This is a genomic window from Planococcus donghaensis MPA1U2 (assembly GCF_000189395.1).
GTDB lineage: Bacteria > Bacillota > Bacilli > Bacillales_A > Planococcaceae > Planococcus > Planococcus donghaensis_B.
Genome location: NZ_AEPB01000053.1, coordinates 21,878 through 45,945, shown reverse-complemented (window position 1 = coordinate 45,945; position 24,068 = coordinate 21,878). Strand labels below are relative to the sequence as shown.

At 40.1% G+C, this 24,068-nt stretch carries 25 protein-coding genes; 5 read left to right on the top strand and 20 right to left on the bottom strand.

The window, feature by feature from the left end; all coding sequences use genetic code 11:
* Positions 1-8: 8 nt before the first annotated feature.
* From GPDM_RS13955 to mntR, 6 genes are all read right to left on the bottom strand, one after another.
* Positions 9-563 carry a DUF4064 domain-containing protein gene (locus GPDM_RS13955; RefSeq protein ID WP_008432362.1) on the bottom strand — a complete coding sequence of 185 codons (555 nt, stop codon included), beginning with the start codon at positions 561-563 and terminating at the stop codon, positions 9-11.
* A 340-nt stretch (positions 564-903) separates the two neighbouring features.
* On the bottom strand, positions 904-1,185 hold the full coding sequence (locus tag GPDM_RS13950; protein ID WP_008432359.1) for a GNAT family N-acetyltransferase: 282 nt from the start codon (positions 1,183-1,185) through the stop codon (positions 904-906).
* 18 nt (positions 1,186-1,203) lie between these two features.
* Positions 1,204-2,169, bottom strand: coding sequence for a ring-cleaving dioxygenase (locus GPDM_RS13945; protein WP_008432357.1), 966 nt, complete (start codon positions 2,167-2,169; stop codon positions 1,204-1,206).
* A gap of 129 nt (positions 2,170-2,298) precedes the next feature.
* Positions 2,299-3,186, bottom strand: coding sequence for a DUF1002 domain-containing protein (locus tag GPDM_RS13940; RefSeq protein WP_008432356.1), 888 nt, complete (start codon positions 3,184-3,186; stop codon positions 2,299-2,301).
* A 53-nt stretch (positions 3,187-3,239) separates the two neighbouring features.
* Positions 3,240-4,100, bottom strand: a complete 861-nt coding sequence (locus GPDM_RS13935; protein ID WP_008432354.1) for a CvfB family protein — start codon at positions 4,098-4,100, stop codon at positions 3,240-3,242.
* Between the two features lie 21 nt (positions 4,101-4,121).
* Complete coding sequence (gene mntR / locus GPDM_RS13930; protein ID WP_008432353.1) at positions 4,122-4,544, bottom strand: transcriptional regulator MntR; 423 nt, start codon at positions 4,542-4,544, stop codon at positions 4,122-4,124.
* 176 nt (positions 4,545-4,720) lie between these two features.
* Here mntR and GPDM_RS16595 point away from each other — a divergent pair, with 176 nt between their 5' ends.
* Positions 4,721-4,876, top strand: a complete 156-nt coding sequence (locus GPDM_RS16595; protein WP_008432351.1) for a lmo0937 family membrane protein — start codon at positions 4,721-4,723, stop codon at positions 4,874-4,876.
* A gap of 139 nt (positions 4,877-5,015) precedes the next feature.
* Here the strand turns inward: GPDM_RS16595 and GPDM_RS13925 are convergent, their stop codons facing one another.
* Genes GPDM_RS13925 through GPDM_RS13915 form a run of 3 tightly spaced genes read right to left on the bottom strand, consistent with a single transcriptional unit; the run spans position 5,016 to position 8,577 of the window.
* The gene (locus tag GPDM_RS13925; RefSeq protein ID WP_008432349.1) at positions 5,016-6,137 is read right to left on the bottom strand and encodes a GNAT family N-acetyltransferase; all 1,122 of its coding nucleotides are present in this window, start codon (positions 6,135-6,137) and stop codon (positions 5,016-5,018) included.
* A gap of 21 nt (positions 6,138-6,158) precedes the next feature.
* Positions 6,159-8,228 carry a heavy metal translocating P-type ATPase gene (locus GPDM_RS13920; protein WP_008432347.1) on the bottom strand — a complete coding sequence of 690 codons (2,070 nt, stop codon included), beginning with the start codon at positions 8,226-8,228 and terminating at the stop codon, positions 6,159-6,161.
* Entirely contained in the window at positions 8,221-8,577 is a 357-nt protein-coding gene (locus GPDM_RS13915; RefSeq protein ID WP_008432345.1) for an ArsR/SmtB family transcription factor, read from the bottom strand. The genes GPDM_RS13920 and GPDM_RS13915 overlap by 8 nt, the downstream gene beginning before the upstream one ends.
* 270 nt (positions 8,578-8,847) lie before the next feature.
* On the opposite strand from GPDM_RS13915, the gene GPDM_RS13910 reads away from it, so the two are divergent.
* A complete protein-coding gene (locus GPDM_RS13910) occupies positions 8,848-10,314 on the top strand; it encodes a SulP family inorganic anion transporter (protein ID WP_008432343.1) in 1,467 nt (488 codons plus the stop codon).
* Between the two features lie 12 nt (positions 10,315-10,326).
* Entirely contained in the window at positions 10,327-10,746 is a 420-nt protein-coding gene (locus tag GPDM_RS13905; RefSeq protein ID WP_008432341.1) for a universal stress protein, read from the top strand.
* 125 nt (positions 10,747-10,871) lie between these two features.
* Here GPDM_RS13905 and GPDM_RS13900 read toward each other — a convergent pair whose 3' ends face one another.
* From GPDM_RS13900 to murB, 4 genes are all read right to left on the bottom strand, one after another.
* On the bottom strand, positions 10,872-11,204 hold the full coding sequence (locus tag GPDM_RS13900) for a fluoride efflux transporter FluC (protein WP_008432340.1): 333 nt from the start codon (positions 11,202-11,204) through the stop codon (positions 10,872-10,874).
* Positions 11,201-11,554, bottom strand: coding sequence for a fluoride efflux transporter FluC (locus GPDM_RS13895; protein ID WP_008432339.1), 354 nt, complete (start codon positions 11,552-11,554; stop codon positions 11,201-11,203). Before GPDM_RS13895 ends, GPDM_RS13900 begins: the two co-directional genes overlap by 4 nt.
* Before the next feature lie 36 nt (positions 11,555-11,590).
* Positions 11,591-13,957 carry a penicillin acylase family protein gene (locus GPDM_RS13890; RefSeq protein ID WP_008432338.1) on the bottom strand — a complete coding sequence of 789 codons (2,367 nt, stop codon included), beginning with the start codon at positions 13,955-13,957 and terminating at the stop codon, positions 11,591-11,593.
* Positions 13,958-14,062: 105 nt separating this feature from the next.
* Positions 14,063-14,974 carry a UDP-N-acetylmuramate dehydrogenase gene (gene murB, locus GPDM_RS13885; protein ID WP_008432337.1) on the bottom strand — a complete coding sequence of 304 codons (912 nt, stop codon included), beginning with the start codon at positions 14,972-14,974 and terminating at the stop codon, positions 14,063-14,065.
* Positions 14,975-15,174: 200 nt separating this feature from the next.
* Between murB and GPDM_RS13880 the strand changes: the two genes are divergently transcribed.
* Positions 15,175-15,699, top strand: coding sequence for a YceI family protein (locus GPDM_RS13880; RefSeq protein WP_008432336.1), 525 nt, complete (start codon positions 15,175-15,177; stop codon positions 15,697-15,699).
* Positions 15,700-15,743: 44 nt separating this feature from the next.
* On the opposite strand, the gene GPDM_RS13875 is transcribed toward GPDM_RS13880, so the two are convergent.
* From GPDM_RS13875 to GPDM_RS13860, 4 genes are all read right to left on the bottom strand, one after another.
* On the bottom strand, positions 15,744-17,294 hold the full coding sequence (locus tag GPDM_RS13875; RefSeq protein ID WP_008432335.1) for an FAD-dependent oxidoreductase: 1,551 nt from the start codon (positions 17,292-17,294) through the stop codon (positions 15,744-15,746).
* Positions 17,295-17,713: 419 nt separating this feature from the next.
* A complete protein-coding gene (locus GPDM_RS13870; protein ID WP_008432334.1) occupies positions 17,714-18,352 on the bottom strand; it encodes an FMN-dependent NADH-azoreductase in 639 nt (212 codons plus the stop codon).
* A 110-nt stretch (positions 18,353-18,462) separates the two neighbouring features.
* Complete coding sequence (locus tag GPDM_RS13865) at positions 18,463-19,170, bottom strand: DsbA family oxidoreductase (RefSeq protein ID WP_008432333.1); 708 nt, start codon at positions 19,168-19,170, stop codon at positions 18,463-18,465.
* Positions 19,171-19,347: 177 nt separating this feature from the next.
* Positions 19,348-20,274, bottom strand: a complete 927-nt coding sequence (locus GPDM_RS13860; RefSeq protein ID WP_008432332.1) for a manganese-dependent inorganic pyrophosphatase — start codon at positions 20,272-20,274, stop codon at positions 19,348-19,350.
* Positions 20,275-20,482: 208 nt separating this feature from the next.
* Between GPDM_RS13860 and GPDM_RS13855 the strand changes: the two genes are divergently transcribed.
* Complete coding sequence (locus GPDM_RS13855; protein WP_237704167.1) at positions 20,483-21,292, top strand: GNAT family N-acetyltransferase; 810 nt, start codon at positions 20,483-20,485, stop codon at positions 21,290-21,292.
* A 43-nt stretch (positions 21,293-21,335) separates the two neighbouring features.
* Here the strand turns inward: GPDM_RS13855 and GPDM_RS13850 are convergent, their stop codons facing one another.
* The 3 genes from GPDM_RS13850 to GPDM_RS13840 form a co-directional block, all read right to left on the bottom strand.
* Positions 21,336-22,631 carry an arsenic transporter gene (locus GPDM_RS13850; RefSeq protein WP_008432330.1) on the bottom strand — a complete coding sequence of 432 codons (1,296 nt, stop codon included), beginning with the start codon at positions 22,629-22,631 and terminating at the stop codon, positions 21,336-21,338.
* A gap of 238 nt (positions 22,632-22,869) precedes the next feature.
* A complete protein-coding gene (locus GPDM_RS13845; protein WP_008432329.1) occupies positions 22,870-23,394 on the bottom strand; it encodes a type 1 glutamine amidotransferase domain-containing protein in 525 nt (174 codons plus the stop codon).
* A gap of 69 nt (positions 23,395-23,463) precedes the next feature.
* On the bottom strand, positions 23,464-24,054 hold the full coding sequence (locus GPDM_RS13840) for a DNA-3-methyladenine glycosylase (protein ID WP_008432328.1): 591 nt from the start codon (positions 24,052-24,054) through the stop codon (positions 23,464-23,466).
* Positions 24,055-24,068: the final 14 nt, after the last annotated feature.

The following is a 24,068-nucleotide window of genomic DNA, read 5'->3' as shown; positions in this document are numbered from 1 at the left end:
ATAAATTTTTAGAGCGGACGATAGGGCGTGTCATCGTCTTTGTGCGTAGTATGTTCGTTATTAAACGAATCTTCTTTGCGATGAAATTCATCTTCTTGGTACTTGAAATCATCGTCACGCAAGCTTTGTTTGTTTTGCACTCGCGGTTTACGAACGAAACACATGATAGCTGCTATATAAAATAGAATAGATGTTAATGATAACAATCCTGCAAACAAACCTGCCAAGATAAATAAGACACCTGCTGCAGATGCGTTTCCTTTTTTGCGAAGATTTACAATAGCAATAATTGCTAACACTGTGCTAAGTGCGAGCACTGCAATCATAACCCAACCCATCACATTAAAACCTGAAGACATCATATCCATTATCCTGTCTACATCTTCAGGATTTGCCATAGTTGGATCTGCTCTAATTGCATCTTCAATCGATTGTCGGAATTCTGGTGTGCTTGAGTAACTGGCCATTGCAAAGCCGATGAATGCCATTGCTAAAATGTTAAAGACGATTCCAATAATACCAAGAACTTTTTCCCCTGCTCTATTTACAGTTTCCTGAACCATTCTTTTCACCCCTTCTAGTTAGTTTTGTACTCGAAAAACAAAACAATGCCTTTCTTTTTCTTTTCCCTTAATAAAGTTAATAAAACCTGTTTAACGAGCTCTCAAGCGGGTACTTTATTAATAACAAAGATTTGAAAGGGGAGCTAAATAATGGAAAAAAACCTAATTTTTAGTCAGGCAGATTTTATGTACGGTGTTGGTGGAGCTTCAATTTTAACAGCCATCGTTTTCTTAATGACAACCATTTAAAACGGAGGTAACCAATGAAAAACTACATAGTAGAGCATTAGCAAAAGCAATCCACTCAACTGATAGCGGATTGCTTTTTGTGTGTTTATTTTTATATTTTAATGTCATCATAGTCGTTGTAACGATCAAAAGCCGATACTGCGTAAGAACAAACAGGTTCTACTTTATATCCATGTTCACGAGCAAAGTTTGCTGTTTGGTCTAAAAGTTTTTTTGCCAAGCCTTGGTGGCGTAACGATTCTTCAACAAATGTATGTTCAATGACCATCACATCGGCCAATTGTGTCCAAGCAATTTCACCTTTTGTCACACCTTCGTCTTCAAGACGATAAGCAAATTCATCACTGCCTAATTCTACTAATTGAAAATCCATATTCTATTTCCCCCTATTCTATTCGGTGTCCAATGGTTTTAAAGATGCTTCGATTTGACTGCGCTTTGCTTCTAAAAATGGTGGTAACGCAAGTCCATTTCCTAAGCGGTCAATCGGTTCGTCTGTTGCAAACCCTGGCCCATCTGTTGATAATTCAAAGAGAATTCCATTTGGTTCTCTAAAGTAAATAGCCTTAAAATAATGACGATCGATTTCTCCTGAAGTCATCAATCCATTTGCACGCAAATGCTCATTCCATTTACTATATTCTTCATCTGTCTTGATACGGAATGCAACATGATGAACACTTCCTCTACCAGGGCGTTCTGGCGGAAGGTCCGATCGTTCTTCTACATGTATTTCGCCAGCAGGACCGCCATTTCCTGTTGAAAAGACTAAAATATCTTTTTGCCCCTCTACAGTTGATGGATATTCGCCAATTTGTTCAAATCCCATAACAGTAGTTAAGACAGCTACCGTTTTATCGCTTTTTCGAACCGTCAACCTAACGGGACCTAATCCAACAATCGCAAAATCTTCTGGAACTCCACTTTTTGTCCATGGAATGCCGTATTCAATTCCACTGCCATCGTCTACAACTAACATTAATCTAGAACCTTCAAAATCTTGAAATGTTAAAGTCGAGCGGTTAAAGCGTTGCTCTTTTTTTCCATGAGGTACGTTAAATCGTTCAAAACGATCTATCCAATAATCTAATGCCTCAACGTTTTTCACACGAAATGCCGTATTACTTATACTTGATACACCGGGATAAGTACGTCCTGCCATAGGGATATCAAAATACGTCATATCCGTACCCGGCGTCCCAACAGCATCCGCATAAAATAAATGATAAGAAGAGGGATTATCTTGATTGACCGTTTTTTTAACTAAACGCAACCCAAGAATCCGAGTAAAAAAATCATGGTTGGCAACCGCATTTGCTGTTATCGCTGAAACGTGATGAATACCTTCCAACTTCATTATTACCCCTCCCTATTTATCTCCAATTCAAGATATTAACTTTATACTATCACTGACTTTTGTTCTCCTCAAGATATTGAACTTTAACAAAAAACAGGCAAACCTTTTTTAAGGTTTGCCTGTTTTCATTTAATTGAACCAACCACTTACTGTATCTGCTATATTTTTAAAGAATTTTTTTACACTTGCCCAAAATCCTTCGTCATTAACGATTGTAGTGATTTTATCTTCAATTGTTTTACTCAAATCTTCTAGTTGAGTTGACCATTTCGAAAAATCAATATCTAGTTGGCGAATACGGTCCATCAAATCCACTAATAATTGACGATCTTCCGGGCTCAACTCAATTTGAAGCTTATCTAATTGCTCTTCAACAATCTGTTCTACTTCTTCACGCGAAGCTGGGTTTTTTTCAGCAATTTGCTTTTTGATTTCTGTTAACAACTCGCTAACTTCATCGTCCCCAACACCACCGTCTACAAGCTCCGTAGCTACTGTCAATTCATCGTTAGCTACGTCAGTACGCTCAGGATCTAGTGCTTCTCCATTCACTTCGTAAGCTTTATAAATTCCAACAAGTGCTGAATGTCCGGTAACGGCTTTTGGTGCTGCTACTTCTACTGTTGCGTTTTCAATACCAGCAGTCAACATCGCATTGGCATACATTTCTGTTGTTACTTGTGTAATGTTATCAGGTGTTACGATTTCAATGACTAAGCCCGCACCTTCATCTTTACGTGTGATTTTTGCTGATGAATACATATTGGCGCGAGAATCACCGTCTTTAATGTACTTGATCAAATCTTGACCCGTTACTTCAATTTCTTCTACATCTACTTCTCCTGCAACATCTAAACTCTCAGCTACAGATGCTTTTTCATCAGCTGATAAATTGCCTCCGTAAACTACGATTGGCAAACCGAACTTCTCATTGATGCCGACATTTGCCGAACTATAAGAAGGTAGTACAACTGATAGTGTAAACAGTAATGCTATAACAGTAATTATTTTTTTCATTTGAACTTGCCCCTTTCTTCAAATTAATACGAAATTAACTTGAAAAGGTTCCTTTACTTTGTGGACTTTGTCCAGCCTTCTTCTTGAATGATTTGACGGTTTTTGTACAATTTCCCGAGTGCACGTTTAAAAGCAGCTTTACTCATACCGAAAATTTCTTGGATTTCGTCTGGTGAAGATTTATCCGTAAACGGCATTTTCCCGCCTGACTCTTCTAAATAACGCATAATTTCTTCGGCATCGTCTGCTAATCGTTCTTGTTTTCTAGGAAGTAACGAACCATTCAATGTACCATCGTCTTTTACGCCGATAATGCGTACTGTTTTTTCTTCACCTAAGCGCGGTTCTTCACTACGCTCTGTTTCATGAACAAAGATTCGGTGCATTTCTGGTACCGATAACATGAATGTACCCACTGGTAATAGACGATAAGCACGCGCTTGTATGTTTTGGTTAAAAAGCGTTTCTGGAGCTGGCTCCATTAATTCCAATACTTTTTCTTCCGTAGCTAAACGGCCATATAAATCACCATGGCGATCTGTACGAAGTGTCATAAAGATATGATCACCTTGTTTTGGCCACAACTCTAAAATTTGTGGCAGATCCGCTGGCAACAAATACACTTCGCGTGTTGTGCCAATATCAACTACCGCTCCTTCACGTTGCGATACTTTCAAAATTTTCGCCCAGCCATATTCACTTGGCAAAATATGCGGAATCATTGGTGTTGCCGAAACGCCACCTTGGCGATTGCGGTAAAGAAAAACTTCAATTTCCTCTCCAATTTCCTGACCTTCTTCTATTTCTGATGCGTTCATCATTACTTCATCGCCTGAACCATCTGATAAGATCCATTGCGACGTTGAACGATCTTTTACTTGTAATGTTGCTTTTAACCCTGGGTGCAAAGCCATAATTAGTTCCTCCTATTTTCTTTAACTATCTTTTCCTGCTGCTTTCATTTTCTTAAGTTTTTCCGTAAAATCCGGGCTTTCTTCCAGTAGTTGGACCAAATCAGCAATCCGATCGATTGAATTCCAGCTCAAATGATGTTCAATACCTTCAACATCTTCATAAATCCGTTCTTCTTCCACACCGATTAGCTGTAGAAACTGCTCCAGTAAGCCATGTCGTTCTAATAGCCGTTTACCTAGCTTTTGGCCTTTGGGGGTCAACACGAGACCTCTGTAGCGTTCGTATATTAAGTATCCGTCTTTATCTAGCTTCTGCACCATCTTAGTCACAGAAGATGGTAACACGGATAAGGCCTCCGCGATATCTGATACTCGCGCATAGCCTTTTTGCTCAATTAAAGAATATATGATTTCAATATGGTCTTCCATACTTGGAGTAGGCAAAATTCTTTCCTCCCTCACTTAGCTATGTTCAGTTTACTATACCGCCATCATTGAAACAACTGGACTGAGTCTCACTTTAAACAATTCATTTTTTCAGAAAGGTTTAAGCTAATTATCGCTGGGGTACTTATTACTATAATCAAAATAACGATTACAGAAAGGTTAGGTGAAAAAACATGGCACGTATTCTTTGGATTATTCTTGCAGTTGTTATTGTAATATGGCTTATCGGATTCTTAATGGACGTAGCAGGCGGTCTAATACACATTCTATTAATTATTGCTGCAATCATTTTAGTTATCAATTTGGTTACCGGTCGTAAAGGTTTATAACCATAGCATGATAAATACTCAAAGGGTTGACCCAAAAGTCGTAATAAACGGCTTTGTGGTCAACCCTTTTTGTTTACTAGATTATTATATACAAACAGGAAGGGCAATTACGTAATTGCCCTTCCTGTTTGTATAATTGCTATTCTTCCCGAATTTTCGCATATACGCATGTATCGCGTAGTTTGTTTCCAACACGAGAAATTGTATCGTTACGCAAAATACCTTCTAATTCAAAATTGAGTCGGTTCGCTACTGCGCGGCTCCGAACATTATCTGGGTCGCAACGAATCTCGACACGATTTGCCCCTAACTCTTCAAACGCAAAACGCGTAATGCGGTCTACTGCTTCTGAGACAAAGCCCTTGCCTTCGTAGCGGCTGTCTACCCAATAGCCAATTTCAAATTTACGCACTTCCCAGTCGATGCGATGCAACCCTGTAGAACCGATAAATTGTCCGGTTTCTTTCAAGAAAAAATGCAAGCGCAAATCTTTACGTAATTTAAAGTTTGCTTCTGCTTCAATTAATGTTGCCTCGGTTTGTGCAAGGTCTGGTTTTTGTTGCGCAAATTGCAACCACGGTCGAAATGATTCTAGCGAATGCATGACTGCTTCATAATTAGCCTTTGCATCTTCTCTTCTAGGTGCCCGAATCAGCAGTCGTTCTGATTCAAATTCTTCCGGGAAATCGAGTAAGACAGGATTAAATGGTCGTGACTTCTTCTCAATCACAGCATCATCCCAAAGAACGGGTGTGGTAATTCCAGCTTGCCAGTCTTCACGTGTCATGCCATAAATTACTGCATCGTAATAGCGATTTTCTCGTGGCGAAAACCAAGCTTGTCGTAAATGCGCTTCTTTAACAAAACCTGTACGTTCAAACGCTTTACGCATGGCAAAATTATCATGGCGTGTATTGCCTTCTAAACGAATTTTCTTTTCAGGTAGTGAAAACACATAATCTGCTACCATCTTCAAAGCTTTAGGTCCGTACCCTTTGTTTCGATACGGATCCGCAATTCTCAAGTCAAACAATGGAATGTCGTCTTGCAAATCAAAGATTTGCACTAAACCTACTTGCTTTTTATCTTCATCTTCAATCCAAAACGTTGTAACTTGATCTGATTTATAGCCGCCTTCTTCAATTGTTTTTTCAATCAAAGCTCGGACTGGGTGTTCATGACCATGAAAAGGCCAAGAATTTGTTGTCATAAAATGAATTAGCTGTTCCTGCTCTTCCATTGTCCATTCTGTTAATCTCAATACATAACCTCCAAGCGTACCTTACTTCTGAACTTTCACAAGACGTAGTGCATTTAAAATCACCAATAGCGTGGCACCCATATCCGCAAAAATTGCGATCCATAAAGTTAACCAGCCAGGAATAATTAATAGCAATGCCAACACCTTGAGCCCTAATGCAAAGACGATGTTTTCTTTTATTATACGCAATGTCTTTCGGCTGAGTCGAATCGTATAAGGAAGTTTTTCCAAATCATCCGCCATTAACGCAATATCTGCTGTTTCTAGAGCTGCATCTGTTCCTGCACCACCCATCGCAATACCAATACTTGAAGCAGCTAACGCAGGTGCGTCATTAATGCCGTCTCCAACCATAGCGACTCGCCCATATTGTTTTTGAAGATCCTTTATCGCAGCTAATTTATCTTCTGGCATGAGACCGGCTCGAACATCTGTCATCCCGATTTCTGCACCAATGGCCGTTGCCGTTGCTGGATGATCTCCTGTAAGCATGATGGTTTGCTCGATGCCCATCGCTTTTAACTGCTTAATAATAGATGGACTTTCTACACGAATAGCATCAGCGATTGCGATAATGCCTAACAATACCGTTTCTGAAAAGACAGCAGTGACAGATTTTCCACTCTCTTGAAGTTTACGCGCTTTTTCAGGAATGCGTAAGCCCTTTTCTTCTGCCCAAATTAAACTGCCAACATAAATGGTTTCTTCATTAACTGTGGCATATGCACCTTTTCCTGTGACCGAATTAAAATTCTCTGAAGGATACGTGCTTGCAGATTTTTTCGAAATCGCTTTTGCTAAAGGATGCTGCGACATGGTTTCTACAGATGACGCTAGCTTTAATAACTCTTCTTTTGTAGTAATGTCTTGAGCGATTACGTCTGTTACTTCGGGATAACCTTTTGTTAAGGTTCCAGTTTTATCAAAAGCAACTGCCTTAATCTGTCCCGTTTCTTCCAGGTGAATACCACCTTTAATCAGTACACCTTGTCGCGCGGCGTTACCGATTGCGGTTACGATTGCTACAGGTGTTGAAACAACTAAAGCACACGGACAACCGACAACAAGTACTGCCAATCCTTGATAAACCCATAGTTCCCAATTACCGGTTATAAAGCCAGGTACTAGTGCTACTAAAAATGCGATGACAATAATCGCAGGTGTATAATATTTGGCGAATTGATCCACAAACTTCTGAGTTGGTGCTTTTTCAGCTTGCGCTTCTTCAACCAAATGAATAATTTTGGTGATCGTCGTATCTTCAACTCGCTTTGTGACAGTAACTTCTAACGCACCTTCTTCGTTCATGGTGCCGGCAAATACTTCATCCCCCACAGTTTTAAACGCGGGAATCGATTCTCCAGTAATTGCCGCTTGGTTAACAGCAGATTCTCCGCGAAGAACCGTGCCGTCCATTGCAATTTTCTGTCCCGGTTTGACGATTAAAATGTCCCCGATGCGAATATCTTCTGTATCCAACTCGATCAATTCACCAGCACGTTGAATTAACGCTCGTGCTGGTGCTAAATCCATTAAACTGCGAATCGACTGACGCGCTTTGTTCATCGAAAATGACTCTAATGTTTCACTGACAGCAAAGAGAAAGACAACAACTGCCCCTTCTCGCCATTCGCCAATAATGACCGCCCCAATAATGGCGATAGTCATTAACGTTTTCATATCAAACTGAAACTCACGTAAGTTTTTTAAGCCAGTCCAAAACATATGGTATCCACCAATTGTCATAGAACCTGCAAAGAATGTGATGGCCCAAGGATTTGTTTCACTCGTTTGAAACGAAACAATAATCCCTGCGATTAGCAATAGCAAAGAAAAAGCTGTCTCTACCGTTTGTCTGCGTTGATAAAATGGAACTGCTTTAACTTTTTCTTTTTCGGGATAAACACGAATATGATCAAAAGCCCCAGCTTTTTCAAGTGCTTCAATAGAGACATCCCCATCAATTGTTAACTTAGAAGCTCCAAAATTTAAATCGACATTTTTTATATTAGGCAACCCTCGTAGATTTTTTTCGAATTTGGCCGCACAACTCGTGCATGATAAATTCTCTAGACGATAAGTTTTAACCAATTTCCACACCTTCTTTCGTATGTTCGTGAGCAATTTTCACCAATTGACGTACATGGTTGTCGGATAACGAGTAATAAATTTGCTTTCCTTTGCGCTCAGACTTCGCTAATGACCGTTCTCTCAAATACCGTAAATGATGAGAGGCTGTCGCCATTGAAGAGCCGATAACCGCTGCAATGTCACAAACACACATTTCTTCTTCTATTGTTAAAGCATACGCAATGCTTAATCTTGTTTCATCTGCCAATGCTTTAAATAAATTGGCTACGTCCCCTAAGTCAGGCATATTTTGCTGGACACGATCTACAACTTCCGGATGGACTTTTGTCACTTCACATAACTCTTTCATATGGCACCTCTTTCATTCAAATAAGAGTTTGATTGTTCCTTTTAGTATATTCGCTCAAACCTTCACAGTCAAACCTGCGTTTGAATGAATTGTATTTACATCTGAAAAAAAAGGTGATACAGTTTTATAGCCTATAATTGAAAAAACATTTCTAGCTTGAGGAAAAGGAATGAAGAATGAATTTTTCTTTTCACCTATTTTCAACAAGCTGCATACTAGTTTATTGGATACGGTATTAATACAAATTAATATAGAAGGAAGTGGGAATTTTTGAATACTTTATCTTACAAAGAGCAATGGTTCGGAAACATTCGCGGAGACATTTTAGCCGGAATTGTTGTCGCACTTGCTCTTATACCAGAAGCGATTGCTTTCTCTATCATCGCTGGTGTTGACCCGATGGTTGGCTTGTACGCATCGTTTTCTATCTCTGTTATTATCGCTTTTGTCGGCGGTCGACCGGGTATGATTTCTGCAGCAACAGGTGCTATGGCGCTTGCAATGGTGCTATTGGTCCGCGATCACGGATTGGATTACTTACTAGCAGCTACTGTTTTAACAGGTGTGCTGCAATTGATTTTTGGCGTTTTAAAGGTTGCGCGCTTTATGAAATTTATCCCTAGAGCGGTCATGATTGGCTTTGTTAACTCATTAGCTATTTTAATCTTTATGGCACAAGTGCCATTTATCTTCGGCATTAATACAATCACTTATGTTTTTGTCGGCGTTACGTTAGCGATTGTTTATATTTTACCTCGCTTCTTTACCGCTATTCCGGCTCCCTTAATTGCTATCCTCGTCTTAACAGGGGTTGTCATCTACACGGGTATTGATATGCAAAACGTTGGCAGTCTGGGCACGATTTCGCAAACATTGCCAAGTTTCTTTATCCCAAGCGTACCGTTTAACTTTGAAACTTTGCAAATCATTTTTCCGACTGCATTGGCACTTTCTGTAATCGGTTTACTAGAGTCTTTATTAACGGCATCGATTATTGATGATGCAACAGAAACCGGATCAGATAAAAACCAAGAAGCACGTGGACAAGGAATCGCGAACATTATCACAGGCTTTTTCGGCGGAATGGCAGGTTGTGCGATGATCGGTCAATCGGGCATTAACGTTCGTTCTGGTGGTCGTGGACGATTATCGAGTTTTGTTGCTGGTGTGTTCTTGATGTTCTTAATTATCGTTTTGGGCAACTGGGTTATTCAAATTCCAATGCCAGTTTTAGCCGGTATTATGGTAATGGTGTGTATCGGTACTTTTGACTGGGGTTCTTTCAAGTATTTAGCGACGGCTCCAAAAGCTGATGCAATTGTTATGTTGTTAACGGTTGTTGTTGTAGTTTATACACATGATTTATCTAAAGGTGTATTTGCAGGTGTTATTTTAAGTGCAGTGCTGTTTGCTGCTAAAATTTCCAAAGTGGAAGTACGCAAAGAAGGATTGGAAAGCAATGTGTCGAATAGATATACGATACACGGACAATTGTTTTTCGCTTCTTCTCAAGACTTCGTCTCCGAATTCGACGATGTAGAAGTTTCGAAAGAAGTTGTTTTAGACTTTACAGATGCTACCGTTTGGGACGACTCAGGTGTCGGTGCAATCGACCGAGTTATGAACAAACTACAAGCACAGGGGCAAACCGTTACAATTGTCGGGTTAAACTCTTCAAGCCAAAAGCTTGTTGATAAGTTGGCAACTTACAGCAATGCGGGTAAAGGTACATCATAAGGAGGATGCTCTATGTATGAGAAAATTTTAGTTGCAGCAGATGGCTCGGATCATTCAAAACGTGCTGCTCATGAAGCAGTAAGAATGGCGAAAGCCAATCCCCAAGCATTTGTCACATTACTTTATGTGATTGATTATGAAAAAGCTCGTACTGAGATTCTTCATGGCCAAAGCAGCGACGAAGTTCATTTGGAACGTCGCAAGCATTTAGTACCGCTCGAAGAAATTTTCCGTTCTGCTGGTATTAACTTCGAAACAAAAACGCTTCATGGCATTCCAGGACCTACGATCGTCAAGCATGCAAATGAAGTTGGCTATGACGTTGTACTAATCGGTAGCCGCGGATTAAACTCACTGCAAGAAATGGTGCTTGGCAGCGTTAGCCATAAAGTGGCGAAACGTGTACAATCACCTGTTATTATCGTTAAATAAATTAAAGAAGAGCCCTTTGCGATTTTCGCAAAGGGCTCTTTTAACGTTTTCGAAGAAATATCTAAATTGACTAAGTAGTTTAGTGAAGTATCTGCCTAGCCCCCTCATTTATTATAATGAGGTTTTTACTGCATTAAAATATATCCTAAGCTGAACAACGCAATTCCGGAAGTTAAAGTAGCCGTAATATAGAATCCACCTTTTAGCCATTTGCCGTCTTCCATATCTTTCACAACATCTAAAGCCATTGTTGAGAACGTTGTAAATGCTCCTAAAAATCCAGTAATCCAGAAAACCGATAAGCTTCCACTTCCAATTAATAAACCTAACACAAATGAACCCAGGCTGTTTACCAGCCAGGTAGCAACTTTTGGTTGCCAAGCCCGGCTTTCAACGAATAAATAAAATAAATAGCGTGTAATCGCTCCTAAAAATCCACCGATTGCAATGCCAATCACGAGGACACCTCTTTTCTACCTACCCATAATCCTGCACCTGCTGCTACAATACATGCCAGTGTCATGCTGAAAGCAAATGCAATACCTAGCCAAATAGAAGACTCCAGGTAATGGAACCACGCAGAAGAAAATGCTGAAAACGTTGTGAAAGATCCTAGCAGACCTGTCGAAATCAACAATCGCAGTTCCGCTGATTTATGGGACAAACGAATGGCTGCCACGCCGATTAAAAAACTGCCAATCATGTTAACAAGCCAAAGCCCCAGACCGTCAGCAGCTACCATGTATATTCCGGAACGCAAAAGTGCTCCGATCATTCCACCAAGTCCTACCGCTAGTATCTGTTTCATTGGTTATTCCTCACATCCGTTTTTCCCCAGTATAACTTATTCGGCATTTAATATTAATGTCGAACCTTTAACGTCGTCTTCTATTTCTGTTTTATGAAAATCACCTTGCGCCCAATCGTCTACTTGGTTATGGAAGTAATCCGATTTCATATGACCGCTTAATCCAGGTCCTACAATATGATAAGCACTCGATAAATCAGATAGGTCCGCAACAAATCGCCAAGATGCCCCGTGGTCGACGTCGCCATCTGGCGTGAACGCCGCTGCTTGAACGGTGATATTCGAACCTCCGATTGGTACCGGCTCTGGATTTAGAAACTCTGCGAAAATTGGAGATGCGCCTGCTAGTGGGTGTGGGAAGGTTAATTGATGGTGTTCTCCCCAACTCCAGTCAGCCAAGTCGTTCCCTTGCTCTTCTTCAATTTCAGCGACAACTGTTTCCAATGAATCCACCAGCCATTTTGCTGCGCCTCCGTACTCGCTTACCCACACTCCTTCGTTTCCAGCAAAAGCATCTCGCATCATTTCATCTGTAATATGATTTTTTCCATCTAGCATTTTATAAACGTCTTTCGGAAATTCATCTGCTAGTAAAGTTTCAGGCAATTGCTTTATCCATTTATGGAAGATTAGTGGCGCGCCTTGATCTTTGCTATCTACTTGGTCCCAATCTTCTAGCATCGACAGAACTTCGTCATAATCTTTTGTACTGTCACGTACGGTAGCAATCATATCTTCTAAAAATTCAGCTGCATATAAATTCTTTTGATCCATTTGCAAGTTCATCATATCTTCAGCCGTCAGATTATCTGACGCTTCTAATACCTCAGCAATTCGTTCATAACGATAAGGTTGTGCCCAAAAATCCGTAATGTGGTAAGGATACGAATCATCAATGACTTCATTGTTTGCTGTTGCAATAAACCCATTTTCCGGATTTACTGATCGTGGCAATTCATCAAAAGGCACATAGCCTTCCCATCCATAGTCTGCTGAATTCCCCGGAACCGGCAATTGACCATCTCCCGTTTTACGAATTGGAATGCGTCCATTCGCTTTATAGGCAATGGTGCCATCTGTAGATGCAAAAACAAAGTTTTGCGCAGGTGCCTGGAAATCCTCGAGTGCTAATTCAAACTCTTCCCAATTAGATGCTTTATTGAAATTCAAAACTGCTTGCAGTTCGAGCGTCGGCTCTAATGCTGTCCATTGCATTGAAAATACCGCGCCTGGTTGTTCTTTATCATAAAGAATATTTGAAACAACAGGTCCGTGCCTTGTTACTAGTACTTCGAAATCTTCTGTTTCTTCGTCTTTTATTTTAATTGGTTCTTTTCGTACTTCTGCTTGCTCCCACTGTCCTTCGTATTCGAACTGTGTAGGGTCTTCGGGGTTTGGCGTTTCAATGTAAAGGTCTTGAACATCAGGGCCAACATTTGTTACTCCCCAAGCAATTTCTTCATTGTGTCCTAGAATAATTCCCGGGATTCCAGCAAAAATAACGCCACTGACATTTTGTTCTGGAGACTCTAAATGCATTTGGTACCAAATAGATGGTGTGCTCAGCCCAAGATGCGGATCGTCCGCCAGTAAAGGCTTGCCACTTGCTGTTTTATCTCCTGACACTACCCAGTTATTGCTGCCGTTAAATTCTGGCGAAATCACTGACGCATCAAACTCACCAGCTACTTGAACTTGTTGCTGTTTGTTTGCCGCTAAAATTGCAGGTGCATTATCAGGGTACTCTATAAACAACTCACGTGCTTTGTCTTCTGGAAACTCGTTCAACGCCCAATGACGAACGGCGAGTGTATTCCAATGTCCGCCAAGGTCGTAAGCCATAAACTTGCCAATCGTCAACGAGTCAACAGGTGTCCATTCAGTTGGTTCGTATCCAAGAATAGAAAATTCAAAGCTTAAACTGTTGTTTGCTTTTGCTTCTTCCATATAAGCATTAACGCCTTCTGCATACCATTCTAATACTTGCTGTGCTTCATCATCATATCCGTCCCAAGATTTTTCAGCTGCATCACGTAAACTAAAGGTTCTAAAAAACTTATCAGTATCGACCGCATCTGCTCCAATAACTTCTGCTAACTGACCGCTTGCTTGTCTACGAGAAAGATCCATTTGGAACATGCGATCTTGCGCTTGCACGTACCCTTGTGCACGATATAAATCAGCATCCGTATCTGCTTTAATATGTGGAACTCCTATATCATCACGAACCACTGTTGCATCCTTATCTAAAATCTCTACTGCTACTTCTCCTTCAATAAGCGGTTTAGACTTGTTTAGGAAAACATTTATAAAAATCAGCAATGCCACTATTACAATGACAATTATACCTAACGTGCCCAGTAACCACTTTAGCCATCTTTTGTTTTTCACTTTCCCCCTCATGAATCTTCCCCCTTTTCTTTAGTGCTTTATTCGACTACCGAAGGATAAATCCCTTTTCTGCATAAAAAAAGATGCCCTTTAAAAGGACATCCGCATTACTCATATTCAATCTTCTCCAACAATTTTCACTTCAAGCTCTAAATCAATACCAAAATTGTTGAACACTGTTGTTTTAACCATTTCAATGGTTTTAATATAGTCATTGGCCGTTGCATTATCTTTATTCACGATAAATCCAGCGTGCTTTGTAGAAACTTCTGCACCGCCAAATCCTTTTCCTTGCAAGCCACTATCTTGTATCAACTTTCCTGCAAAATTACCAGGTGGGCGTTTAAACACACTACCGGCAGAAGGAAATTCTAAAGGCTGTTTTGATTCTCGTTGATACGTCAATTCGCTCATTTTCGCATCGATCACCATTTGTTTGCCCACTTCTAAGTCGAACTCGGCCGATAACACATAAAAACCTTTTTTGGTAATCACGCTTTTCCGATAACCAAGACCTAAATCTTCTTTAGATAAAACGAGCAAATCTCCTTCTTTCGAAAGAACCGTCGCTTGTTTTATGATGTCTTTAATTTCTCCACCGTAAGCTCCGGCATTCATCGCCATCGCTCCACCAATCGATCCTGGAATCCCACAAGCAAACTCAAAACCAGTTAATTGTTTGGCTGCAGCTGCTTTCGATACTTTTTTAATGTTTGCTCCGCCTTGAGCATATACTTTCGTACCTTCTATGCGGATTGTCTGTAACCCTTTTAGAGTGAGAACAATTCCACGAAATCCTCCATCTCGGACGACCATATTCGATCCGTTCCCAAGAAGTAATAGAGGTATATTATTTTTATATGCATACTTTACAGTGAAAGCAGTTTCTTCTTCAGTCGTTGGTGCCACAAAAATATCAGCAGGCCCACCCATTTTAGTTAGTGTATGAAGGTGTAGCGGCTCATCCACTTTGACGTGATCGTCTGTTAAGAAACTACGTAAATCCGTCAACCATTGTTGTTTCGTCATTTAATGCAAATCCCTTCTTAACTTATAGCTTCTATTAGTATCTAATTTTCATCTTGATTTGACAAGCAATAATGTAAAGTTCAGTACAAAAGACTAGTTAATTTAATCTCGAATTAAAGACTTATTAATTAAAGAGTATTGACTTCGAGATTTAATCTTGATATATTAACGATAGATATTAAATTTAGGAGGAATTGAACATGAAAAAATGGAACGTAGACACAGCACACTCAGAAATCGGATTTTCAGTAAAACATATGATGATTTCAAAAGTAAGAGGTACTTTTACGTCTTATGAAGCAACAATTGAAGCAGACGCAGAAGATTTGCAAGGCGCATTGATCGATTTTAAAATCGAGGTAGCAAGCATCAGCACGAAAAACAAAGATCGTGACGCTCACTTGCGTTCTGCAGATTTCTTTGATGCAGAGCAATTTCCGTATATTACGTTTAACGCAAATGAAATCGTTAAAAAAGGCGATGAATATACAATGACTGGCGACCTTACGATGAAAGGTGTAACGCATCCAGTAACTTTCGATGTAGAATATAACGGTAAAGGCACGAACCCATGGGGCGTTGAAGTTGTTGCATACAATGTAGATGGTAAAGTAAACCGCAAAGATTTCGGCCTTACATGGAACCAAGCGCTTGAAACAGGCGGCGTAATGGTGGGCGAAGACATTAAAATTCATTTAGAAATTCAAGCTAACCCAGCTGAATAACTTTTAAAAAGGCAGTGAGGAAAAATTTCCTCACTGCCTTTTTTCTATCGTTCTGTTTCTATTTTTTTAAGAGGTTTTACAGCTGGTCCATTTAACACATCTCCCGTATACGAAAAACGCGAGCCGTGGCAAGGACAATCCCACGAACGTTCGGCATCATTCCACTTAACGTCACACCCCATATGCGTACACGCCGTATCAACTAGATGAACTTGCCCGTATTCATCGCGGTAACCTCCTGCTTTTTTCTTGCCCACTTTGACGAGTGAACCCTCGTCTTTAGCCAAGTCATCCACTGTTTTAGATGGCCTTTTTAATTTCCCAGTAACTAACGACTTCGCAACTGAAGCATTGTCTTTTGCGAAACTCATTGCATCTTTGGTTTTCACTTTTGTGCGCGTCGGATCAAACACCGGTGCATACCGATTTTCGTTGCCGAGTACTTGATCACTGAGTAACATTCCAGCTAATGCGCCATTTGACATTCCCCATTTGTGAAATCCAGTAGCCACTAAAATATTGTTGTACCCGGCTGTGATGGTCCCGATATAAGGAATCGTATCAAGTGTGGTCATATCTTGTGATGACCAGCGGTACGGAATTTCCTCAATTCCAAAATGCTCGTTGCCGAATTTTTCAAGATTGTAATAATGCTCGATCGTTTCGCTCGAACTTTTACCTGTAGCGTGGCCATCGCCACCAATTAATAATAATTTTTCACCGTTTTCACCTGGTGCATAACGCAAGGATCGAGAAGGCATGTCTCCACTAATGTACATATCATTTGGAACTTTCCCACTCACTTTAGCCGCAATGGCATACGAACGGTTGACCGTTAAACGCGAAAAATACACGCCATCGAAATCATTAAAAGGATAATGACTGGCGACAATAACTTTATTGCACGACAAATGGGATAGGTTTTCGGTTTGGATGACCGGATCGTTTTTGCTTAAAATTTTCATCGCTCGCGTTTGTTCGTAAATCTTCCCGCCGAGCCGTTCAATTTCTTTTACTAAGCCTGCTAAAAATTTCACTGGGTGAAATTGCGCTTGATTGCGCATGACAATGGCTTCTTCCACTGGAAATGGCAATTCCACTTCATCTTTTGCCAATTCACCGTCAATGCCTAACTTCCTATAAGCTTCAGCTTCTTTTTCAATTTGCTTAGCTCCAGCAGCTGTATTGGCATAAACAAATGCATTGTGATGAGAGAAATCACAATCGATTGACAGCTCTTTAGCGGTGTCTTCAATAAATTTCAACCCATCTATATTGGCTTGGTAGTACAGTTTCGCTTGTTCTTCTCCCACTATTTGAATTAAGGAGTCATAATACAAACCATGTTGCGCCGTTATTTTTGCAGTGGTTCGTCCCGTTACCCCGTCCACTAACTTTCCTGCTTCAATTAATGTTACTTTTTTGCCAGCTTTCGTTAATAAGTACGCACTAATGACACCGACCATTCCTCCACCAACCACGGCGATATCAGTCGACTCGTTTGCCTGTAGCGCAGGGTAGCTCGGAATGTCCTTATATTCTCTCCAATACGATTTCTGTTCCTGTGAAATTTGACTCTCGCGTTCGTTTTGCACCTTGTCATTCCTCCTCAATTGCTTTTATCACCTATCTACCCCTATTGGTAATTCCTAATCCAAAACCGGTTCTTTTTCCAGTTATTTGGGCTTACTGTCGAGTTGACATTAAATACTGTCCAAATTTCTAAAATACTGTCCGTTTCAGATGGTTTACTGTCCAAATTACACAAAATACTGTCCAAATCAAAAATTCACATAGGTTTAGTGGAAAGCGCGACTTCGCGCTTTCCCTGTCTTGGGCATTGAGGGGTAGTTGATTCAAGAGGAAAAAATTGGACATACCGTCCAGTTTGAGTTGAATACTGTCCGATTCGACTCAAATACTGTCCAAATCCACGAAATACTAGCCAATTCACCACATTTACTGTCCAAACGAAAAAAGGACAACCAATTAAGGTTGTCCTTTCGCACAATCATTAAGCGTACACTTTAACTAACGAGCTTGCTGCTTGTTCTACGCGTTTCATGCCTTCAGCTTTAATTTCTTCAGCACGATCAGGATACATATTATGCCCTTCAATGATGACTTCTTCGATATCGGTAATTCCGAAGAAATCCATGATCAATCGAATATAGTTAACGCTCATTTCAGCTGGTGCCATTTCAGGTGTTGAATACACGCCACCGCGTGCATTTAAAATGATGACTTTTTTCTCTGGCACAAGACCAACTGGGCCTTCTGCTGTGTATTTAAATGTCACACCCGCACGGTAAACATAATCAATAAATGTTTGCAATGGTGCTGGAATGGTTTTATTCCATAATGGGAATGCGAAAACCACAACATCTGCCTCCATGAAAGCATCCATCGCTTTGTTTGCTGCAGTCAAAATGCGTTGCTCCAGCTCGTTTAACGGTTCAGCCTGAGCTGATTTTTGCATAGCGTCAAAAAAATCTTGGCCAAAATACGGCATGTCTTCTTTGAAAACATCAAACGTATTGACGTTCAGTTCTGTACCCGTTCCGATTGCATCCATGAATATTTCATACATTTTACTTGAAACCCCTTCAGTTGCAGGGCGGTTATTTGCTTTTACTACTAATACATTGGTCATTATTTTAAAACTCCTTCCGTAATTATACTAAAAATATTTATCTCGAATTAAAAGCACTTTCTTATCATAAGAAAAAGCAGAGTAAAAGTCAATTACTCTGCTTGAACTCATTAAAGACCATCACATGAATCGCCTGTGCAAAAACTCGTTTTCTTGCCCATCGGTTTTAGTTTCGGACGAATGCCTTCTTCTTCCGCGATTTGCTCTAACGCTTCCACAAATGCTTCTACTGGTTGAGCACCCGAAATTGCATATTTGCGGTTAACGACGAAGAACGGTACACCTTGAACACCGATTTGACCCGCTTCAGCAATATCTACTTGAACTTGCCCCATAAATTGATCGGATTCAAGTACTTTTACCGCTTCATCTTTTGGTAAACCAATCGATTCCGCAATCGAAACTAACACTTCATGATTGCCTACGTTTTTCGCTTGGATAAAGTATTCATCCATTAGCTTTTCCGTAAGTTCTCCATCTTTGCCATGCGTTTCAGCCCATTTCACTAAACGGTGAGCTGCTAACGTATTCGCTTCTACCATGTTATCAAAATCATATTCTAAACCGACCGTGCGAGCATGTTCTGCCACACCTTTAGTCATTTCTTTTGCCTGTTCAACAGACTGCCCAAATTTTTTCGCTAAGCTTTCATATGTTGGAACAGCCGAATCGATTGGCGTATTTGGATTTAACTGATAAGCCTTATATGAGACTTCTGCCTGGCTATCAAAACCTGCTTGAACTAATGCCTTTTCTAATGTTCGCTTGCCTATATAACAGAATGGGCATACGTAATCTGACCAAACTTCAATTTTCATATATTCCACCTCGCCATTAACTATAGCAACGAAAACAACAACCCTCAATTTTTTTGCCTATAAAAAGGAAATCAAGTGTAAACCCCTTCTATACATGGGTTTATAAAATATCAACAAGGGAATATTATACCCTCTGCTCCTATTACACCCACAAAAAAACTGACTCCACATAGGGAATCAGCTTAACGCTTCTGTAATAACAGGAACGATTTGTTTTTTTCGTGATACTACACCTGGCAATAGGACGCGGTTATCAATCACACTTGATTTGAAAGCAGCTTCTACAACGTTTGCTCTTTCTCCAAGAACGATGGCTACTGAATTGTTATTCAGTATGTCTGTCACAACAAACATAAACAACCCTAACTCTTTAGTAGAAATGGCATTAGCCATTAAGACTTCAAGCTCTTTTTGGCGGACCATAACTTCTTCGACATCAATAGCGTTCACTTGCGCTACTTCAAATCGATGATCGCCTGCTTCGAATTCTTTTGCATCTAATGAAATTAAGTCTTCTAATGTTTTATTGCTTAAATCTGCTCCAGCTTTTAAAAGGTCGAGACCATAGCTTTCTGCATCAACATTGGCAATCTTCGCTAGTTCAGCTGCAGCATCAATATCTTGTTGTGTGCATGTTGGCGATTTAAAAAGAAGTGAATCTGAAATAATCGCAGATAACATCAAGCCTGCAATATTAGTAGGAACTTCTACACCGTTTTCTTTGAATAGCTTAAGGAGAATTGTCGTTGTGCACCCTACCGGCTCAGCACGGAAGTACAACGGATCAGTTGTTTCAAAGTTTGCGATACGATGATGGTCTACAACTTCAATCACTTGTACTTCATCAATATCATCCGCACTTTGTTGGCGTTCGTTATGATCTACTAAGATTACTTGCTCTGCTTCTTTAGCAACTTGTGTCACAAGTCTAGGCTGGTCGAATTTAAAGCTTTCTAAAGCAAACAACGTTTCATTGTTAACTTCACCTAAACGAATCGGTTCAGCAACCATGCCCATTTCATTTTTTAAATATGCGTACGAAATGGCCGAACAAATAGAATCGGTGTCCGGATTTTTATGACCTAATACTAAAACTTTTGACATGAATAATAGCCTCCTGAAAAACTTAGTTTCTGTGTTTATTCTATCATAATATAAGCATTTGAAAAAATTACACCTTATAAATTGTTAACAAATATAAAAAAGGTCTAAGTTTATAGAATTATCTGTATATTTAAAATTTATTGTGTACTTTAGCATAGTTCAATGGTATAATATGACTAACTAATTCTAAGTTATGTGGAAGGAAGAGATGCCTGTGACTATTTTACTGGAAAAGAAATACATTCCTCTAGCTAATTATTTTTCTGGAGCGACTAATTCCTCAATAAAATTAACATTTTCTGAAATCGAACAAATTATGGGTCAAAATTTGCCCAATGCCGCTTACTTAAACAAAAGTTGGTGGAAAAAAGTAAAGGCACCTGCTAAACATTTTCACGCCTGGGTAGATGCGGGCTATTTTGTCACGACAGTTGAACCTGACCGGTTTGTGGTATTCGAAAGAATCGATTCTACTAACGGGACAGGCACAGGCACAGATGAAGAAGATCAAGATATTTTATTAATTCGAACAGCAGAGCACGGAGATGCACGCTCTCTTGCCGCCTTACAAAAAACAGTAGAGTCTGAATCTGATTATATGCTCTACGCTAAAGACGAGCGTACACAATCGACCCAAAAAGTTCGCAAACAAATTATCGAATGGAAGCAAAGTGGTCACTCCACTATTATTCTCGCTATACTTAACGGTCAGCATGTAGGCTTTTTAATGATTATCGGCAATGATGCAAAACGTGCTGCGCATCGCGCTACTATTGAGCTTGGTCTACAAAAAGGTGCTCAAGGCAAAGGTATTGCCAAAGCACTTTTGAAAAAGGCAGAAGAATGGTCTAAAGAAAAAGGCATTTCTCGACTCGAAGTATCAATTGTCGAAGAAAACGAAGCTGCACGTAATTTATACGAAAAAGCTGGGTTTAAATCTGAAGGCATTCGTGAAAAATCGATGATGATTGACGACAAACCCCATAACGAATTGTATTTAGCTAAGTTTTTAGACTAATGAAAAGGAGCATGCCCAAAGGCAAGCTCCTTTTTCTATGTGTTTAAGTTAAAATCGTCAACCACAAATATAGTCCTGTTAGCGTAATGAACAGCGTAGGCACCGTTAAGATAATCCCAATCTTAAAGTAATACCCCCACGAAATTTCTACCCCTTTTGTCTTTAACACATGTAACCACAACAATGTCGCCAATGAACCGATTGGCGTGATTTTCGGCCCCAAATCTGAACCAATTACGTTGGCATAGATCAATGCTTCTCTAACAACCCCTGTCGTATTGGTTTCAGCAATTGCTAGCGCATCAATCATAACTGTTGGCATATTATTCATAACAGAAGATAGTATTGCCGCGATAAAGCCCATGCCGATAGTCGCAGCGTACAAACCATGACTTGATGTCCACTCAATTGCCGTGGCTAGTACCGACGTAAGCCCTACATTTCTCAAACCGTACACAACTACATACATACCAATAGAGAAAAAGACAACTGCCCAAGGTGCCCCTTTTAACACAGTCATTGTTTCTACTGACTTACTGTTTCGAGCAATAGCTAAGAAAATAATCGCTACTGATCCAGCAATAAAGGATACCGGAATTCCGAACGCCTCACTGCTAAAGTAACCAATTAGTAGAATGACGAGCACAACCCAAGATATACGGAAAATACGGATATCTTTTATCGCAGAAGCCGGGGTTTTTAAAATGCTGTCGTCAAAATGTTTTGGTATATCTTTTCTGAAATACAAATACAGTACAAGCATACTTGCAGCAATACTAAACAAGTTTGGCACAACCATCTTAATAGCGTATTCAGTAAAACCAATATCAAAAAAGTCAGCAGAGACGATATTGACCAAATTACTTACCACAAATGGAAGCGATGCTGTATCTGCAATAAATCCACTAGCCATAATAAATGGCAAAATCATCGCATCTTTAAATTTCAATGCGCGAACCATCGCCAAAACAATAGGTGTCAAAATTAGCGCCGCGCCATCATTGGCAAATAATGCTGCGACAAATGCCCCCAACATTGTTACGAGGAAAAACATTCGTAAGCCGCTTCCTTTTGCGAAGCGCGCCATATGTAATGCTGCCCACTCAAAAAAGCCGATTTCATCAAGAATTAATGAAATTATTATTAACGCAACAAACGTTAATGTCGCATTCCAAACAATGCCAGTCACATCCCACACATCACCAAAATCAACTACTCCAAATAAAAGGGCAACAACGGCTCCTGCAATCGCAGACCAACCAATCGACAAACCCCTCGGCTGCCAAATGACAAAGATCAATGTCACAATAAAAATAAAACTTGCTAACCATACATCCACTTGTACACAACTCCTTATTCTCTCTTCTCTAATCAACAACTCTTTAGATGAGTTTATACTGATATCGAAAATGCTTTTTTGTATAGATAGCAGACCAAAATTCCCGGTCCCACTGCAACACTTCTCCCATTATATAAGCAGTCACTTATGTATTCAAGAGCTAATCGTATTTCCTTAACTTTCATCGCTCATAAAAAACCCGAACCAGCCCTGCTGGTTCGGGTTTGAGCTTGAATGTTTAGTTGTTTAACTGTTCAAGAATACGTAGCGATTCTTTGCTGAATGCTGGAATATCATCGGGTTGACGACTTGTCACCAACTGATCTTGGCATACAACGACTTCTTCATCGACTACAGTAGCACCTGCATATTCCATATCAACTTGAATCGATTTATAACCTGTGGCTTTACGGCCTTCTAATGCTTTGGCTGTAATCAATAATTGAGGTCCATGACAAATGGCAAAGACCGGTTTTTTTGCGTCCATAAATGCTTTTGCAAATTTCACAAACCGCTCATCTTCCCGTAGTAAATCTGGTGAAAATCCGCCCGGTAAGAACAATGCATCAAAATCTTCTAGGCTGACATCGTCAATGCTTTTATCAATTGTTACAACCGCTTCGCCTTGTTTACCCTTTACTTCTTTACCTGCTTCTTTTTCGATCGTGAAAACTTCGTGACCTGCCTCATTAAATGATTTTGAGGGATCTGTATATTCCACATCTTCAAACATATCGGTAATTAACGTTGCAATTTTTGCCACTATCTTCCACTCCTTCTGTTTTGTTCATTCTCTTTCAGTATTCCACAAAAGGATGAATTTAAACAAAACTCAGCGGAATTTCGATACAAACGGATTTTTCGTTTCCCAAAAGCGATAAGGATAATGCACCGCTTCTAACGAATTACCAATACCCACGCGCGGACCAACTGATACATCCTGAACCGGAGTTCCTTGAGCAATATAAAGTGGTTTTTCCGTAAAGTGATGACCGTAATAATCCATTGTGATAGCCATCGCCTTCGTTAATTTACCTGGTCCGCTTGTCCACTGCTTCACCGGCATATGAATGCCTCGAAGCTCTTCCATCAGTTCAATACCATCTACTGGTTCAACCGCACGAATCAAAATCGCTCGCGGAGTTCCTTCAGCTTCAGCAACCACATTGATTAATGTATGAGTATGCATTTGATACGTATAAACAAGTCCTGGTTTGCCAAACATAATCTCTGTACGCTTTGTACGACGATTGCCAAAACTATGAGCCGCTCGATCTTCTGCACCCATATAAGCTTCGGTTTCTACAATGCGCCCCGCAATTATTCCTTCAGGTAACTCATGAACAAGAATTTGACCAAGCAAACTACGAGACAACTCCAAAGTTGGAGCATCAAAAAATTCCTCGGTTACTGGTGTAAACATCAAATCCCCTCCTA